Annotated in this window: 18 protein-coding genes; 11 read left to right on the forward strand and 7 right to left on the reverse strand. The window is 45.6% G+C overall.

Features of this window, described 5'->3' with window-relative positions:
- Nucleotides 1-8: 8 nt before the first annotated feature.
- The 4 genes from HZB61_05620 to HZB61_05635 all read right to left on the reverse strand — a co-directional run bounded on the left by HZB61_05620 (nucleotide 9) and on the right by HZB61_05635 (nucleotide 3,116).
- Nucleotides 9-1,103, reverse strand: coding sequence for a molybdopterin-binding protein (locus tag HZB61_05620; GenBank protein ID MBI5056074.1), 1,095 nt, complete (start codon nucleotides 1,101-1,103; stop codon nucleotides 9-11).
- A gap of 39 nt (nucleotides 1,104-1,142) precedes the next feature.
- Complete coding sequence (locus HZB61_05625) at nucleotides 1,143-1,532, reverse strand: LysR family transcriptional regulator (protein ID MBI5056075.1); 390 nt, start codon at nucleotides 1,530-1,532, stop codon at nucleotides 1,143-1,145.
- 139 nt (nucleotides 1,533-1,671) lie between these two features.
- Nucleotides 1,672-2,202, reverse strand: a complete 531-nt coding sequence (locus tag HZB61_05630) for a flavin reductase family protein (GenBank protein MBI5056076.1) — start codon at nucleotides 2,200-2,202, stop codon at nucleotides 1,672-1,674.
- Nucleotides 2,199-3,116, reverse strand: coding sequence for a sugar kinase (locus HZB61_05635; GenBank protein MBI5056077.1), 918 nt, complete (start codon nucleotides 3,114-3,116; stop codon nucleotides 2,199-2,201). The genes HZB61_05630 and HZB61_05635 overlap by 4 nt, the downstream gene beginning before the upstream one ends.
- 254 nt (nucleotides 3,117-3,370) lie before the next feature.
- Between HZB61_05635 and HZB61_05640 the strand changes: the two genes are divergently transcribed.
- From HZB61_05640 to dinB, 10 genes are all read left to right on the forward strand, one after another.
- Nucleotides 3,371-5,266: a PAS domain S-box protein gene (locus tag HZB61_05640; protein ID MBI5056078.1), complete on the forward strand. Its 1,896-nt coding sequence runs from the start codon at nucleotides 3,371-3,373 to the stop codon at nucleotides 5,264-5,266.
- The gene (locus HZB61_05645) at nucleotides 5,263-5,643 is read left to right on the forward strand and encodes a response regulator (protein ID MBI5056079.1); all 381 of its coding nucleotides are present in this window, start codon (nucleotides 5,263-5,265) and stop codon (nucleotides 5,641-5,643) included. Before HZB61_05640 ends, HZB61_05645 begins: the two co-directional genes overlap by 4 nt.
- A 118-nt stretch (nucleotides 5,644-5,761) precedes the next feature.
- Entirely contained in the window at nucleotides 5,762-6,361 is a 600-nt protein-coding gene (gene lexA, locus HZB61_05650; protein MBI5056080.1) for a repressor LexA, read from the forward strand.
- 38 nt (nucleotides 6,362-6,399) lie between these two features.
- Nucleotides 6,400-6,645 (forward strand): hypothetical protein, encoded by a 246-nt coding sequence (locus HZB61_05655; protein ID MBI5056081.1) that lies wholly within the window; start codon nucleotides 6,400-6,402, stop codon nucleotides 6,643-6,645.
- A 91-nt stretch (nucleotides 6,646-6,736) separates the two neighbouring features.
- On the forward strand, nucleotides 6,737-6,940 hold the full coding sequence (locus tag HZB61_05660; protein MBI5056082.1) for a hypothetical protein: 204 nt from the start codon (nucleotides 6,737-6,739) through the stop codon (nucleotides 6,938-6,940).
- Nucleotides 6,941-7,000: 60 nt separating this feature from the next.
- The gene (gene tcmP / locus HZB61_05665; GenBank protein ID MBI5056083.1) at nucleotides 7,001-8,173 is read left to right on the forward strand and encodes a three-Cys-motif partner protein TcmP; all 1,173 of its coding nucleotides are present in this window, start codon (nucleotides 7,001-7,003) and stop codon (nucleotides 8,171-8,173) included.
- Nucleotides 8,170-9,015 carry a radical SAM protein gene (locus HZB61_05670; GenBank protein ID MBI5056084.1) on the forward strand — a complete coding sequence of 282 codons (846 nt, stop codon included), beginning with the start codon at nucleotides 8,170-8,172 and terminating at the stop codon, nucleotides 9,013-9,015. The genes tcmP and HZB61_05670 overlap by 4 nt, the downstream gene beginning before the upstream one ends.
- A gap of 95 nt (nucleotides 9,016-9,110) precedes the next feature.
- A complete protein-coding gene (locus HZB61_05675; GenBank protein MBI5056085.1) occupies nucleotides 9,111-10,025 on the forward strand; it encodes a DNA adenine methylase in 915 nt (304 codons plus the stop codon).
- Nucleotides 10,022-10,753, forward strand: a complete 732-nt coding sequence (locus HZB61_05680) for an HNH endonuclease (GenBank protein MBI5056086.1) — start codon at nucleotides 10,022-10,024, stop codon at nucleotides 10,751-10,753. The genes HZB61_05675 and HZB61_05680 overlap by 4 nt, the downstream gene beginning before the upstream one ends.
- A 38-nt stretch (nucleotides 10,754-10,791) precedes the next feature.
- Nucleotides 10,792-12,015, forward strand: coding sequence for a DNA polymerase IV (dinB, locus tag HZB61_05685; GenBank protein MBI5056087.1), 1,224 nt, complete (start codon nucleotides 10,792-10,794; stop codon nucleotides 12,013-12,015).
- Between the two features lie 23 nt (nucleotides 12,016-12,038).
- Here the strand turns inward: dinB and HZB61_05690 are convergent, their stop codons facing one another.
- Together HZB61_05690 and HZB61_05695 are read right to left on the reverse strand one after the other, a co-directional pair.
- Nucleotides 12,039-12,782, reverse strand: a complete 744-nt coding sequence (locus HZB61_05690) for an SIMPL domain-containing protein (protein ID MBI5056088.1) — start codon at nucleotides 12,780-12,782, stop codon at nucleotides 12,039-12,041.
- A 10-nt stretch (nucleotides 12,783-12,792) separates the two neighbouring features.
- A complete protein-coding gene (locus HZB61_05695) occupies nucleotides 12,793-14,142 on the reverse strand; it encodes a sigma-54-dependent Fis family transcriptional regulator (protein MBI5056089.1) in 1,350 nt (449 codons plus the stop codon).
- A 103-nt stretch (nucleotides 14,143-14,245) separates the two neighbouring features.
- Here HZB61_05695 and HZB61_05700 point away from each other — a divergent pair, with 103 nt between their 5' ends.
- Entirely contained in the window at nucleotides 14,246-14,530 is a 285-nt protein-coding gene (locus tag HZB61_05700) for a hypothetical protein (protein ID MBI5056090.1), read from the forward strand.
- An 8-nt stretch (nucleotides 14,531-14,538) separates the two neighbouring features.
- Here the strand turns inward: HZB61_05700 and HZB61_05705 are convergent, their stop codons facing one another.
- Nucleotides 14,539-15,330, reverse strand: a complete 792-nt coding sequence (locus tag HZB61_05705; GenBank protein MBI5056091.1) for a glutaminyl-peptide cyclotransferase — start codon at nucleotides 15,328-15,330, stop codon at nucleotides 14,539-14,541.
- Nucleotides 15,331-15,338 lie beyond the last annotated feature (8 nt).

The raw sequence follows: 15,338 nt of genomic DNA on the forward strand, positions 1-15,338 counted from the left end.
ACGAAAAATTATTTCCCGAACGGGCACACAGGGTAATTGCATACCTTGCACTTCAGGCACATCCCGCCGTGACCAAGCTCCGCAAGCTCTTTTCTGCCGATCTTTTCACCTGCTAATATCCTCGGCAGGATGAGATCGAACACCGTTATGCTGGCATACATCCCGCAAGCAGGTATCCCCAGGATGGGAATGAGGTCGAACTCTGCGCGCTTTCCCGCTTGCGAGCTTAAATACGCAACCAGAAACATCGACCCCGGCAAAACCGGCGAGCCGTATGTGAACTCCTCAGCCCCCAGATTCCTGATCGCAAATCTTGTTACATCGTCAGGGTCTACCGACATTCCGCCTGTGGTAATTATTAAATCAGCCCCGGCGGAGATCAATTCCTTAATTCTGCCTTCGATATGAGCTGCGTCATCCGGGGCAAAATGCACGCCGATGACTTCTCCATCCACGCCCTTTATTTTTTTCGTTATAACGGGTTCAAAGGCGTCTTTGATCCTGCCGTGATAAACCTCGTTGCCGGTTATCACAATTCCGGTCTTTGGTTTCCTCATTCCCTTTACGCTGAGAACACCGCCTGCGTCATCGGCTGTTTTTACCGCATCTTCCACAATAGATTTTTTCACGACAAGCGGAATGGCCCTTGTCCCGGCAACAAGCTGCCCTTCTTTTACAACGGTGTTATTGTGAACAGTAGCGCACATTACTTCGCCAAGCATATTGAATCCAAGGAGCGCTTCACGGTTGACCTTCAGCAGGCCGTCTCTTGATGCGATGAGATTTATCTTCCCCTCGTTTGGCTCGCCGTCCATTTTTACGCCTTCGCCCGCAAGCGCCTCTGCAATGGCGTAAGCCGCGTCGTTCTCGTGCATCTCGTCTTCTTTGATCTCAAGGACAAACAAGTGCTCCTTGCCGAGTCTCTGGAGATGGCTGATGTCCTCTTCACGGATAATATGCCCCTTTTTAAACGCCCTGCCCTTGAATTCCCCCGGCCTTATCTCCGTTATATCATGGGCGAGGACCGTCCCGACCGCCTCAGTAACAGACACTACCTTTGTGCCGATGCCTTTCTCTTTCACATCATCCTGAATACCGCACATACTAATGGACCTCCTATCTTTTATAAAACAATATCTGCTTTATCTGATCTTTTTTCCTGTTGATCTTTTCAAAGACCTGGTTGCCCCGAATATTCCTGAAAACTTACTGTCGATAATCTCAGTTACGCCTTCTTCAAGCTCTTTGTATTTCACTAAAAACTCCTCAGCATTTTTTGTAAGCGCCGCGCCGCCGCCATTTTTGCCGCCCGCTTTTCTTTCAACAAGCTTGATGCCGAGCCTTTGTTCCATCAACTGTATATAGCTCAACGCCTTTCTGTATGAGATATTGATTTCCTTTGCTGCCTTATTTATAGAGCCGTATTTGATGATCCCTTCAAGCAGCGCCCTTTTGCCGCTGCCGAATACTGTTTCACCATCCACCTCAAGCCATATCTTTGAGCGTATCTGCATATAACCGTTATAACACATTTGTCATAACGGTGTCTATAAAAAATAAGAAGTTGAGAGGATAAGAAGATATGAAGCTGAGAAAAAGCAAAACTATTCTTTTCTCATTTTCTTAATTTCGCAACTTCTCATCTTCTATTCTTCTCAGTGTTCTCTGTGGTTAATACTCTAGGTCCATCTTTATCTTCCCGTTACATCCGATGCTTATCAGCTTAGTATAATGAATGGAATAGAGATGCATCACCTTTTCGGGATTGCCATGTATCGCAACAACGTCCGCAATATAGACTGTATGGTCTCCTGACTCCACCTGGTCCACAACCTTGCATTCAAAAGACACGGTCGCTCCATCTATAGCGGGAGGCTTTACTGACTTTGAAGGGACCGCTTTGAACCCCGTATCCTTGAACTTGTCCATTTCGCTTCCGCTTTTTGAGCCGCATATCCAAGAGTCCTTTTCCTGGCCTTCCGACGGGAAGCAGAGCACAAATTCCCCGTGGTGCTCAAGGCACTCGTGCGAATATCTCTTGTGTCCCACAGAAACTGCAACCATCAGCGGCGACCATGACGAAAACATCCACCATGAAAGCCCCATGATGTTGGGCCTTTCTCTTTTGTCCAATGTAACGATAAGCACGTAAGGATACGGCGAAGCTAATTCAAAGGCCTCTTGCCGGTCAAGTTCTTTCATTGTGAGCCTCCTCCATAATTTATTATAAATTCTTTCACTTCATTCAATACCGGGATCCCTGCCCTGCCGCCTAATTGCCTGCATTTCAACGCTGCAAACGCTGACGCGAAACGCACGGTTTCCTTTATATTCCATTCCTGCAAAAGACCGTAAATATATCCGGCGTGAAACACATCGCCGGCCCCTGTCGTATCAACCACAGTAACTTTAAACGCGGGTGTATGAAAAACTTCACCTCCGGCGATTGTTATGCTGCCTTTGCTGCCGAGTGTAATAGTTGCCGCCTTTGCGCCAAACGACTTCATTTTGAGGATGGCCTTTTCAGGGTCAAAGCTGCCGGGAGTGGTCACGAATTCTCTTGCGAATTCTTCCGAACCGACTACGTAGTCGCATAAATGCGCGAGTTCGATCATCCCCTCTCTCATCCTGCCGGCGTCGAGCATTACAGGAATATTTTTTTCTTTTGCCTTTTGAGCGGCGTAGATCGAAGCCTCGGTCATAAGGCCGTCAATAAGCAGGAAGCCGGCATTGTCAAGGAAATCATCCGGCAGCTCATGCGGTTTCAAAGGTTCAGCTGAAGGCCTTTTCCAGAAGATCGTGCGCCTGCCGCTGCCTTTTTCAACAGCGATGAATGCGGCCTGTGAATCTGAGCGCGGCCTTGTCAGCAGCCCCTTTATATCGATGCCTTCCGACCGGATGGATTCAGAGATCTTTTTACCGGCTTCGTCATCACCGGTCATGCCGCAGAAACTGCAATCAATGCCCAATCTTGAAAGGCTGACAAGCGCTGTGGCAACAGGGCCGCCGCCGGATATGGTCCAGTCGAGCACCTCTTTTTTTGTATCCGGCGCAGGGAAGGAATCTATAATAAACAAATGATCAAGCGAACACTGTCCCAGCCCCGCGACTTTCATGTTTATAATCATAAGGGTGTTAATTAGAGAATGCAAGACGGTTTTTAAAAGACAGGGAGGGAGGTATGCTAAATTGGGGATATGATATAATTACAAATGCCGTTACCACTCTATCCAATCTCTAAAATACAAATAACCACAGAGACACGGAGGCACGGAGGAAGAAAAATAATAAGGGTTCTGTTTTCATTGCTAATTTTCTCTGTGTCTCAGTGCCTCTGTGGTTCTAATAAGTTGTTTTCAACTTAAATACCATGGATGAACTAATAAAAATACTCGAACAGTTCGGCGGGGGCACAGGCAGCGGACCCTCCAATACAGTGGTGCGGTTTCTCCTGCCGGCATTTTTCTGGTCGGTCCTTTTTTTAATAGCAATCAGACAATGGCGCAAGACCCGCGAGAAGCGTGATCTGTACATAGGCGGGGCTTCGCTGATCGGCATGTTCCGGGAGATGCTCATGTTTGCGGCGGAGTACGGAAGCTACAGGGAATATGTGCCGTTTGATTTCATGTTTAAATATTATCCGCCGCTGGAACACGCGGCCACCATGCTTTCCTGCATCTTCATCGCCTATGCCTTCCTTTACTACCTGCTTAAATGGCGGACATTATCGAGGAGCTTCTTTATCATTTCCTCATTCGTTACCGTGCTTGTTTACGCAATCACAGCGTCTCAGTGGCCGGACTTTTTGAAAATCCACCCTGAAACCCGTTTCGGGGCCTTCTGGGGAGACATGGCCTTCAGGGTCAGCGCCTCGGTTTTTATGGGGACAGCGTTAGGCGCGTTTCTATTCGCAAAGATAAAGGGAAAGAAGATCCCAAAGTCCGTGCTCGTCGGGTTTCTGTTCTTTTTCCTTGACGAATTTCTTATGATCTTCAATCTTGCCACCGATGAAATCTATGTGCACACATACGCGCCGGTAAGACATAATCTCCATATATGGGCCATCCCTTTTTTTATAGGCACGTACTGGGCGGATTTAAAACAGCGGTTCCTCGAAGCCGAGCACACGATAAAAGGCATTTTCAACCTGAGCCCGAGTATGCTCTGCATCATGGATTTTAAAGGAGTTATTGAAACTGTCAGCCCTGCCTCAGAGGCGATCTTCGGCATTTCTCCGGCGGACATGCGTGGCAGGAGATTAAGTGACTTCGGTTTTGCTGATAACGCGTGGCGGCTGCATGATGACAACGACGGTAATCAGACGATAAACTGCTACGCTGATTATGCTTCAGGAGACGACACCATGAAATACCTCCAGTGCAATATGCATCCTGTGCCTTCGGAGGAGCTTATTTATGCGGTCGTCATCGACATCACCGGGCACAAACTTGCTGAAGAAGCGGCGAGAAAAAGCGAGGCGGAAGCCATGCGCGCCTCCCACCTTGCCTCGCTCGGCGAGCTGGCAGCGGGTGTGGCCCACGAGATTAACAACCCGGTCAACGGGATCATAAATTATGCCCAGCTCCTGACAGACAAACTCGACAATAAAAGCGTTGAAGGGGACATTGCCCGCAGGATCATAAAGGAAGGAGACCGCATTGCGGTCATCGTCAAAAGCCTCCTCTCCATTACAAGGATGAAGGAGCATGAGCGGACGTTTGTTATTTTAAATGAGCTTTTCCAGGACGTTTTCAATCTCGTGGAGACGCAGCTTCTTAAAGACGGGACAAAAATCCGGACGGAGTTGTCAGGCGAGGCCAGGATCTGGTGCAATCCTCAGCAGATACAGCAGGTCTTTCTAAATGTCATAAACAACGCGCGGTATGCCCTGAATAAGAAATACCCCGCGGGCGTTGAAGGCAAAGAACTGCACTTACGCACAGAATGGCTGACCATCGCAGACAAACCGCATCTGCGGATCGTATGCCATGATAACGGCATCGGAATTCCCAAGGAAGACATCGGTAAAATATTCAATCCCTTCTTTTCAACAAAGCCGAAAGGGGAAGGGACTGGTTTAGGCATGAGCATAAGCTATGGTATTATACAAGAGCACGGAGGCAAGATTACTATCGAGAGCGTCGAGAACGAATATACTGACGTCATTATCGATCTTCCGGTAAATCCCGTTGGTCCCGGCGGGGCATTAACCACGGCAGCAGAGCAGCGGGGCATTATTTCTAACGGTGTAAAGGAGAATGAATGAGCGCAAGCATACTTGTAATTGACGATGAGGAGAGCATCAGATACACCTTTGAAAATTTTCTTTTTGAGGCCGGGTACCGTGTTGTGACTGCAAAGGATTTTCCCGAAGCCGCCCGCGAGATCGGGAGAGGGCAGTTTGACCTTGTTATCACGGACATCATCCTTGGAGGGAAAACAGGGATTGATATACTGCGCCTGCTGCATGAAAAAGGAATCGTTTGCCCGGTTGTTGTCATAACCGGATACCCCTCCATTGAAACCGCGGCCGAGGCCGTCAAACTGAGCGCCTTTGACTACGCCATGAAACCCGTGACAAAAGATACGCTTTTAAATATTGTAAAAAAAGCCTTAGCTTCAAAAAAACTGCCTAATAAGTAAGGCTCCTGCATTACCGTATTTAATTCTTTTTTCCATATCGATTCCTAAATACCTGCCCTGCTTGCTTACACTTGCTTGCCTTGACAAAATAATCTCCATATAGTATACATATGTATATATGATGGAATTGACCGGCAGACAGAAAAAGGTCCTGGACTTCCTTAAAGAGTACGCGCAAAAGCACGGCTATCCTCCGACAGTCAGGGAAATAGGCGAGTATTTCGGGTTCCTGTGGGCTGCCGCGAGGATGCACCTGAAGGCAATCGAGCGGAAGGGATTTATAAAGATAAACCCCGCCAAATCACGGGGGATAGAGATACTGGGGCTCAGGCAATCGGAAGGAATTATGGCCCCCGTGGCCGGGAGGATAAGGGCGGGCAGGCCGATATTAGCGGTTGAAGAGATCGACTCGCACATCTTTATTGATAAAACACTTTTCCCGGCAGAGGACGCTTTCTCCCTAAAAGTTACAGGCGACAGCATGATGGACGCGGGGATACTCGACGGCGACTTTATAGTGGTAAGGCCTCAAAGCACTATAAGAAATGGCGAGATCGGGGTCGCTCTCATAGAAGATGAGGCTACAGTAAAGAGGGTCTTCAGGGAGAAGGGGAAGATAATTCTAAAACCCGAAAACAAGACCATGAAGCCTGTGACATACAACGCAGATGAAGTGACCATCATGGGAAAAGTCATGGGCGTCATAAGGAAGATGTGATCCAACTTCTCCCCTCTACCAAGAGGGGATTAAGGGGTGTGTCTATGCAGATCAGTGAACACATAAGCGTCATAGTCTCATTCGGGCCGCGTTACAGGATAAGGCCTGTCAAGTTCAAATGGTCGGGGAAGACTTTTGAAGTTAAAGAGATCACATACATGTGGAAAACGACCGAGGGACAAAACCTGGTCCACCATTTTTCCGTGACAGACGGCAGGACACTGTATGAGCTTGCCTTCGACGCAACGTCCCTGATATGGCGGCTGGAGGGTGTGGAGACTTAAGAAGCGCAATAGTGCAAAAGTACAAAAGAGCAAAAAAGGCAGGGACTTTAATCTTTTTTAAAACTTTTGCACTTTTCATAAGGAGGGGATCATGACAATTAATGAAGCAGTATCTGAAGTGTTCTGGAGGGCGTTAAAGGAATTGCCCAAGAAAGAAAGAGACGGTGTGGTAACAAGAATGACCAGGGACAAGGAATTCATGACGGAATTGCTCGGCGCTATCATCGAGCAGCGCAGTAAGGAATCGTCAGACAGTTCCGATTACCTCGCAGACATACGGAGAAAACAGAATTGAACTTCTCAATAGGCTATCGATGTGATATATTAAAACATTCTTAGCAGTGGGGGTAGCCAAGTGGGGCAGACAAAAGATTTTTTTAAAGAGAAAAAACCTTGGTCCATATTCAAGGATAGAATTCTTGACTACTATTTAGTCCCGTATATATCTAAAATTCTTAGAACAGGCAAGCCATTAGTTATATTCGATTGTTTTGCAGGTAAAGGAAAGTTTGATGATGGGGAGAATGGATCTCCAGTTATTATCGCTGAGCATATAAGAGCTACAATTCAAAAGCAGCCTTTTGTTAATGGCTTTTTTATAGAAAAGAAGTATAGTGAGGAATTAAAAAACAATCTAAGAAATTATCTAAACACACATATCTTGGCCGGAACATTCGAGGAAAACCTAAAAAACATTTTATCAGTGGACAGAAGCAATAATGTTTTTTTGTATATTGATCCCTATGGGATTAAAAGCTTGAACCTCAATAATTTCCATCAAATAAAGAACACCAATTTCTTCACACTGGAACTGCTTATGAATTTTAATTCGGCTGGCTTTCTCAGAGAAGGATGCCGTTTACTGAAATTTGAGGACTTATTTAAAGACGATGAGATAACTGATTATGAGAGTGATGAGGATATTAACACTATTGAAAAAATGGATGCTATTGCTGGTGGAGATTATTGGCAGGAAATCTTAAAGAATTATTACAGCGGCACAATTGACATGCATCGGGCAGAAGAACAGTTTATCTGGGAATATAGGGAAAAAATTAAAGAGGTTTTTAGATATACGGTAAATATACCTATCAAAATTAAGTCCAGCCATTTACCGAAATACAGATTGTTTTTCGGTTCCAATCATGAAGACGGTCTGATTTTGATGGCTGATAATATGAATAGAAAATGGAAAGAGATGCTGGCAAAAGAAAGAGACAAACAGGGCGTGCTATTTGAATTTGAATTCCCTGACTTAAGACTCCTGAAAGGATTTGACATCTATCAAGATATTCTGGCAAGCTTGCCGTCAAATGGTGGAAAAGTATCACTGAAAAAAGTAATTATAAATCTTATTATGAAATATGGCATTACATTTTCTGAAAAAGAGTACAAGCAGAAAATAAAAGAAATGGATAATACGGCATTGTATATTGACCGCAATCCAGCATTTACTCCTAAAACAAAAAAGCCGGTAACATCCATGGACTACGATGAATATCAAATCACTTTAAGGAAGAAGGTATGAACAAGAAGAATAAAACCACCCTTATTCAGCGGAAATCCCTTCTCTACAAGACAGCCGTTGAGTATGGCGACTATACAATCAATCATGTGGAAGGTTGTTCTCATGGATGTTTGTATCCCTGTTACGCCATGATGATGGCTAAGAGATTTGGCAAGGTAAAGAGTTACGATGAATGGATTAAGCCTAAAATCGTTGCAAATGCCGTTGAGCTTTTGGAAAAAGAAATTCCAAAACATAACGACAAGATTAAATTTGTGCATCTCTGTTTCAGCACAGACCCGTTTATGTACGGCTATGAAGAAATATCGGATTTAAGTTTGCGATTAATCAGGATGCTGAATGAGGCAGGCATCAGATGCACAGCTCTTACAAAGGGTGTTTTGCCTTTGGAGTTAGCTTTGTTCAGCAAAAAAAATGAGTTCGGGATGACGCTGATTTCACTTAATGAAGATTTCAGAAAAAAGTACGAACCTTTTGCTGCGCCCTATAAGAAACGGATTGATAGTCTTTACCGCTTGCACAAAAAAGGAATCAAGACATGGGTAAGTATCGAACCATATCCGACTCCGAACATAATTGACCAGGATTTTGCCGACATCTTAGAATCTATTTCATTCGTGGATAAAATCATCTTCGGAAGGCTCAATTATAATGCGATGGTTACAAGGTATCCGGATTATAAAAACTTCTACAATGACCTGAGCCACCAGGCAATAGAATTCTGCGCAAGGCATGGTAAGGAGTGGCATATAAAAAATGGGACAATGACCAATGGAGCGAGCAGTAATGTTGTTAAAAACAATGTCTCGGCAAAAGGTTTGTTGGAGTGCGGGGTTTTTTAACAGCATATAAATACGTTGACGGGAATTATATCTTTAAAGGCAGATAATTCTTAATTATAATAGGGTATCATAAATAGCAAAGAGGTTTTAATTTTATGGCTATTCCACATCCCATTCCTTATCAAGGCAGCAAGCGTGCTTTAGCAAGCATCATACTTTCTTTTTTCCCGTCAAATGTTGAAAAACTCATTGAGCCGTTTTCAGGATCGGCGGCGGTGTCAATTGCAGCGGCATATCATAGAAAAGCAAAAAGTTTTCACCTTAATGATCTAAATAAAGCATTAATTGATTTATGGAATGAAATCATAAACAAGCCGCAGGTCATTGCTAAAGCATACGAAAAGCTTTGGTTTGCGCAAGAAGGAAGGGAAAGGGAATTCTATGATTTAGTCCGCAAAAAATTCAATCACTCTCAACGCCCGGATCATTTTCTTTATTTGCTGGCCCGATGTGTTAAGGCTTCTGTGCGATACAACTCTAATGGAGAGTTTAATCAAAGTCCTGATAATAGAAGGAGGGGCGCTAACCCCGATACGATGAAAACCAACATTCTTGGGGCCTCCCATCTTTTAAAAAGTCGAGCAACTGTAACGTCTTCGGATTATGAAGACATCATTGCTGCTACTGAACCGTCTGACATTATATATATGGACCCGCCATACCAGGGGGTTTGCAGCAATCGTGATTCGAGATATATAAATGGACTGCAATGTGAACGGTTTGTTGAAGCGCTTCACAGACTTAATAATAGAAAGATTTCGTATATTGTAAGTTATGATGGACGGACAGGCTCTAAAGCGTATGGCAAACTTCTGCCTGACTTTCTCAGATTAAAGCATTTAGAAATAGATGCCGGAAGATCATCTCAATCAACGCTGTTAGGACGCGCCGACAATACCATTGAATCTTTATACTTATCTCCTGCTTTGGTGCTGCGTATAGATAACCTGTCTATCAATAAAAGGGAATCCTTCCATCACCAAAATTCATTATTTGAAGCTGCCATATGACCCAGCGCAAATATCCAAGAGAGTTCTTAGCCAGATTAAAAGCAGTTACAAGCAAGCGTCCCAAGACGGTCATCGAACATATTCTGAAACATGGCTTCATCACTACGGAAGACCTTGAAAAGAAATACGGCTATAAACATCCACCAAGAGCAGCACGGGATGTCCGGGAACAGGGCATACCACTCGAAACTTTCAATGTTAAGAATACGGAAGGCCGGACTATAGCTGCATACAGATTCGCTGAGCTTTCCAGCATTAGTCATGATAAGCTCGGAGGGAGAAAGATATTTTCAAAAGAGTTCAAAAATGAACTTATTGAAGATCTTGGCTGTAAGTGTTCCATCTGTCTTGAATTATACGAGGAAAGGTATTTACAAGTTGATCACCGCGTTCCTTACGAAGTTTCAGGAGATTGCAATAACAATGAAAGAAATACTAAAGAGTACATGCTGCTATGCGGTTCCTGTAATCGGGCAAAGTCCTGGTCTTGTGAACACTGTTCCAATTGGCTTGAGGAAAAATCTGCTGCTGTCTGCCAGTCATGTTATTGGGCCTGTCCGAATGATTATAAACACATTGCCCTGAGACGCATTAGAAGGCTTGATATAGTTTGGGCTGAACACGAAGTGGAAATATTTGAGAAATTCAAGGAGCGTGTTGAGAAGATGAAAAAATCAATGCCCACTTATGTAAAGTCTATTATTGAAAATCATCTGAAGGAAAATTAATCGTCCCATCCTTATTGCTGCCACGTGGAAACCAACCCATGCACAACATCATCCTCTGCATAGACATGGATGCCTTCTTTGCCTCGGTGGAGCAGCAGGCGAATCCGAAGCTGCGCGGCAAGCCGATTGCGGTCATCGGCTCCGGCGGCAGGACGGTCGTCACCACACGTTCGTATGAGGCGAGGAAATTCGGCGTTAAGACGGGGATGAATATTTATGAGACGAAGAAGTTGTGTCCGCATATCATCTTTGTTGTTGGAGATAGTGAAAAATATACTCACACCTGCAGGGAGCTTTCCAAAGTTTACAGCAGGTTCACGCCCGATATTGAGGTCTACTCCATTGATGAAGCCTTCCTTGATGTGACGACAACGCATCATCTGTTCGGGGGGGCTGAGGCTATCGGACTTTCAATTAAGGAGGAAGTCAAAAAACAGTTCGGCATCAATTGCACGGTCGGCATCGCCTCGAATATCCTTATGGCAAAACTTGCCAGCGACATTGCAAAGCCGGACGGTTTACGGTGGTTTAAGGAAGAAGATTTTCCGTCCATACTCAAAGATTTGCCTGTGAAAGAATTATGGGGCATCGGTCTGTCAATCGAGCGAAGACTTGCTGAACTTGGCATAAAAACCTGCGGCGAGCTTGGCAGCGCGCCTGCAAGTTTATTGAGAAACAGATTCGGCATTGTCGGGGAGACATTAAAGCTCATGGGGCAGGGGATCTGCCACAGGCCGCTCATCGTCCGGGAAGAAGACCCGAAATCCATCGGTCACAGCATGACATTACCTCAGGATATTTCAAACAGGAAGCAGATAGAGGCGCAGATTTTAAAGTTAAGCGCGATGGTTGGAAGGCGGGCGAGGAAGTACGGCTTTGCAGGGAAGAAGGTCACCCTCACCATACGGTATCCTGATTTTGAGACCTTCACAAAGCAGACTACTCTGTCCGAGCACACAAACATTACCCGTGAAATTTACAACTGCGCATTGGGCATTCTCAATTCCATACGCCTTCGTGATAAGGTCAGGTTGGTCGGCGTCAGCATCTCACAATTAAAAAGGGATGATAATGAGCAGATGGCGTTATTTGATCACAGGGCAAAGGAGAAATCCATCCTCAATGCAGTTGATTCCATCAATGACAAGCACGGGGAGTTCACTGTCACATGGGCGTCTTATCTTGAGCAGGCAAGGCCGCCGGGTGTTATATCTTCGGCGTGGAGGCCATCCGGCGTAAGGAACGTAAATATAAAAAATTGAGAATGGAGATTTGATACGCTCTTTTATTTGTTATCAATATAAAACACAGTGCTGACAGAGGCCTGCAGCTTTATTGTTCCGGCCTCAACAGGAGTGGCGCTTTGGGCCATTACTGTTTCTTCCCGCGCAATACCAAATCTGTATACAGGTCTCGGCATCTCGCTGCTGCATGAGACAGAGGCGTCCTTTGCGCCGGCAATTTTTGTCCCGAGAGAACGTGCAACAACCTCTGCTTCTGACGCGGCCCTTTCTGTCGCCTTTTCAAGCAGACGTTTACAATACTCCCTGTTATCTGAAAGAGTGAAGCTTATATTATCAACCCTGTTTGCGCCTTCTTCTACTGCGCCGTCGATGAACCTGCCAACGTCATTTATTTGTTTTGTCTGAACGGCAACCTGGTTTATCACCTTGTACCCGATGAACTTGTTCTTCCTCGCTGGTTGATCGTATTCATATAACGGCTGGATGGAATATGAGGCGGTCTTTATCGTATCTCCTTCGTCTTTATTTATGAGTTCTTTCATTTTTCTGATCACCTTTTCGGTTATTGTTTTATTATCCTGCGTTGCCCGGGATACAGCAAGTGCTGTGTTCTCGATTGCCAACACTATTTCAGCGTTATCGGGAGGGTAATCTTCCGACGCATTGCCTGTTACGGAAATTGTCCCCTTCCTGGCCTCCTGCGGGTTCTCCGCGAAAACACTATCGGCAACAAACAAAATACAAATCCACACAACCATTGACCCTATAAATTTTCTCCGGTCCATTTCGCCTCCTTTATTTCTTTTTGCTGATGCCCCATCTTTTCCTCTTTTCCCAGAGCGACTTCCTTGTTATGCCGAGCATGTCCGCCAGGGCCTGCTCGCCGTAGCTGGCCTCGTATCGTAAAATAAACTCCTTTGTGTATTCCTCTATCGAGAAGGCCTTTTCGAGGGCCTCGCACGGAAACGGCGATATGTCCTGAAGCGTCTCCGGCAGATGCTCAGGAAGGATAGTGTCGCCGTCCGTGATCAGCACCGCCCTTTCGATTATGTTTTGCAGTTCCCTGACATTGCCGGGCCATAAGTAGTTCGTCAAGAGCGTCTGCGCGGTGGCATTAATGGACTTAATATGTTTGCCGATCTCATTGGAATATTTTTCGAGGAAGTGCCCTGCAAGTACAATTATATCTTCCTTGCGCTCACGCAGAGGCGGCAGCTTCAATGTGACCACATTAATTCTGTAGTAGAGGTCTTCCCTGAAAGTCCCCTCCTTCACCGCCTTCACAATGTCCCTGTTTGTCGCGGTGATGATCCTGATATCGATCTTTCTGCTCTGCACCCCGCCAAGCGGCCTTATCTCAAGGTCGTCAATAACACGGAGGAGTTTCGCCTGCAATGAGAGGTTCAGGTCGCCTATCTCGTCAAGAAACACAGCGCCTCCGTCCGCCTCTTCAAAGAGGCCCCTCTTTGCGCTCACGGCCCCGGTAAAGGCGCCCTTCGTGTATCCGAACAACTCGGACTCCAGGAGGTTGTCAGGAATGGCGCTGCAGTTTATCGGCACAAACGGCTTATCACGCCTTGAGCTGTTGTAGTGCACGGCCCGCGCAAACAGCTCTTTCCCCGTGCCTGTCTCGCCAAGAAGGAGGATGTTGCTCTTGGAGCCGGCGATCTTTTTTACCTCGTCTATAAGAGATGTAATGACCTTGCTTTGTCCAATTATCTTTTCAAAATCATATCTCTCCTCGATCTGCTTTTTCAGAATGAGGTTCTCCGCCCTCAGCGCTTTTTCCTTCAAAGCGTTCCTGATGGTGCTTTTTATTTCTTCATGGATTATAGGTTTCGCAACATAATCATACGCGCCCGCCCTCAACGCGCCTACAGCCGTCTCAAGCGACGCATACGCGGTAATGACGATTACCGCCTGGTCCGCTATTTTCTCCCTCACCCTCCGCACAAGCTCTATGCCGTCAATACCGGGAAGGATGATGTCGGTTATTATGAGGTCGTAACTGCCTTCCTCGATGCTCTTCAGCCCTGATTCAGCGCTGTTGACCGTATCAACCGTATAACCTTCATGCGAGAGCACCCTCTTTAAGGATTCCCGCAGGGTCTCCTCGTCCTCCACTATAAGTATTTTTTCAGCCATGCTTCGGGTCCTTTGTTTTATCTTTAAAGCCCATGATATTAAATAATATACTACAGACTGAAAATCCTTGCCGGGAGTTTTCTTAAAATGTAAAGTATCTGATATGCTGCTTCGTTTGCTCAATAAATTCATATCCGCGCACAAGGAGATCATTTACCGCGAGGCAGCGCTCGTTAAAGGTTTCATGCAGCTTTTGATGAAGCCGGTAAACACCGGAATAAAGTGGTCGAAGGAAGAAAGGAAGCTGCTCATCTCTCACATAAAACATTTGTCCCTCTATGTACCAAAGCTGATAATCTTCCTTTTGCCCGGAGGCGCGCTGATACCTTTTCTTGCGGAGATACTCGACAGGAGAAAAGAAAAAAGAAACACCAAGGCAAAGCAATAGCTTTCAAATTACTCTAAAGGGACCAGTTTGATCTCATAAAGAACAGGCCATAATTTACCCGTAACAAAGAGCCTGTCGCTCACTGCGTCATAGGCAATGCCGTTAAGGACCTTTCTCTTCTGCTCGTCATTGACAGGAGAAAGCCCTTCCAGATTTATTAATCCTGTCACGCGGCCTGTCTCTTGATCGATCTTTACAATAAGGTCCGTCGGCCATATGTTTGCATATATTTCGCCGTTAATATATTCCAGTTCATTGAGCCTGAGTACCGGACCTTTATTGTCATGCGCTTTGATCCGGCGGACTTCTTTAAAGGTCTCCGGGTCAAGAAAATACAGGCACTCTGTCCCGTCGCTCATTATTAACTGCCTGCCGTCATAAGTAAGGCCCCATCCTTCTGTGGGATAGCTGAATTTCTTGTGCAGCTTAAAGCTGTCCTTATCGTAAACAAATCCGACGCGGGACTTCCATGTCAACTGGATGATTTTGTCCCCGTAGACCGTAATGCCTTCACCGAACAGATCGGGTGACAGCTTATGAATTTTAAGAGGCTCCCCGGTTTCAAGTTTTACCTTCCGCAATGAAGACTGTCCGTTCAGCCCCGTCCCTTCATACAAAACACCTTCTTCAAAAACCAGTCCCTGGGTAAATGCCTGCCGGTCATGAGGATAAGTGTTGACGATTTTATAGGTGAAAACAGGAGCGGCTGCCGCGCCCTCCTCTGATTCCGCAAATTTATCGGAATTCAGAAGAATGGAAAGCGCAAAGAATAATACAATACTGAATTTCCTTAAAATCATTTATTATA

The organism is Nitrospirota bacterium, from assembly GCA_016214845.1.
Taxonomy (GTDB): Bacteria; Nitrospirota; Thermodesulfovibrionia; order UBA6902; family UBA6902; genus SURF-23.

What these genes read in the sequence shown, in the direction of transcription:
- HZB61_05620 (MBI5056074.1), bottom strand. Translation starts at nt 1,103, where the DNA reads ATGTGCGGTATTCAGGATGATGTGAAAGAGAAAGGCATCGGCACAAAG.
- HZB61_05625 (MBI5056075.1), bottom strand. Translation starts at nt 1,532, where the DNA reads ATGTGTTATAACGGTTATATGCAGATACGCTCAAAGATATGGCTTGAG.
- HZB61_05630 (MBI5056076.1), bottom strand. Translation starts at nt 2,202, where the DNA reads ATGAAAGAACTTGACCGGCAAGAGGCCTTTGAATTAGCTTCGCCGTAT.
- HZB61_05635 (MBI5056077.1), bottom strand. Translation starts at nt 3,116, where the DNA reads ATGAAAGTCGCGGGGCTGGGACAGTGTTCGCTTGATCATTTGTTTATT.
- HZB61_05640 (MBI5056078.1), top strand. Translation starts at nt 3,371, where the DNA reads ATGGATGAACTAATAAAAATACTCGAACAGTTCGGCGGGGGCACAGGC.
- HZB61_05645 (MBI5056079.1), top strand. Translation starts at nt 5,263, where the DNA reads ATGAGCGCAAGCATACTTGTAATTGACGATGAGGAGAGCATCAGATAC.
- lexA (MBI5056080.1), top strand. Translation starts at nt 5,762, where the DNA reads ATGATGGAATTGACCGGCAGACAGAAAAAGGTCCTGGACTTCCTTAAA.
- HZB61_05660 (MBI5056082.1), top strand. Translation starts at nt 6,737, where the DNA reads ATGACAATTAATGAAGCAGTATCTGAAGTGTTCTGGAGGGCGTTAAAG.
- HZB61_05670 (MBI5056084.1), top strand. Translation starts at nt 8,170, where the DNA reads ATGAACAAGAAGAATAAAACCACCCTTATTCAGCGGAAATCCCTTCTC.
- HZB61_05675 (MBI5056085.1), top strand. Translation starts at nt 9,111, where the DNA reads ATGGCTATTCCACATCCCATTCCTTATCAAGGCAGCAAGCGTGCTTTA.
- HZB61_05680 (MBI5056086.1), top strand. Translation starts at nt 10,022, where the DNA reads ATGACCCAGCGCAAATATCCAAGAGAGTTCTTAGCCAGATTAAAAGCA.
- dinB (MBI5056087.1), top strand. Translation starts at nt 10,792, where the DNA reads ATGCACAACATCATCCTCTGCATAGACATGGATGCCTTCTTTGCCTCG.
- HZB61_05690 (MBI5056088.1), bottom strand. Translation starts at nt 12,782, where the DNA reads ATGGACCGGAGAAAATTTATAGGGTCAATGGTTGTGTGGATTTGTATT.
- HZB61_05695 (MBI5056089.1), bottom strand. Translation starts at nt 14,142, where the DNA reads ATGGCTGAAAAAATACTTATAGTGGAGGACGAGGAGACCCTGCGGGAA.
- HZB61_05700 (MBI5056090.1), top strand. Translation starts at nt 14,246, where the DNA reads ATGCTGCTTCGTTTGCTCAATAAATTCATATCCGCGCACAAGGAGATC.
- HZB61_05705 (MBI5056091.1), bottom strand. Translation starts at nt 15,330, where the DNA reads ATGATTTTAAGGAAATTCAGTATTGTATTATTCTTTGCGCTTTCCATT.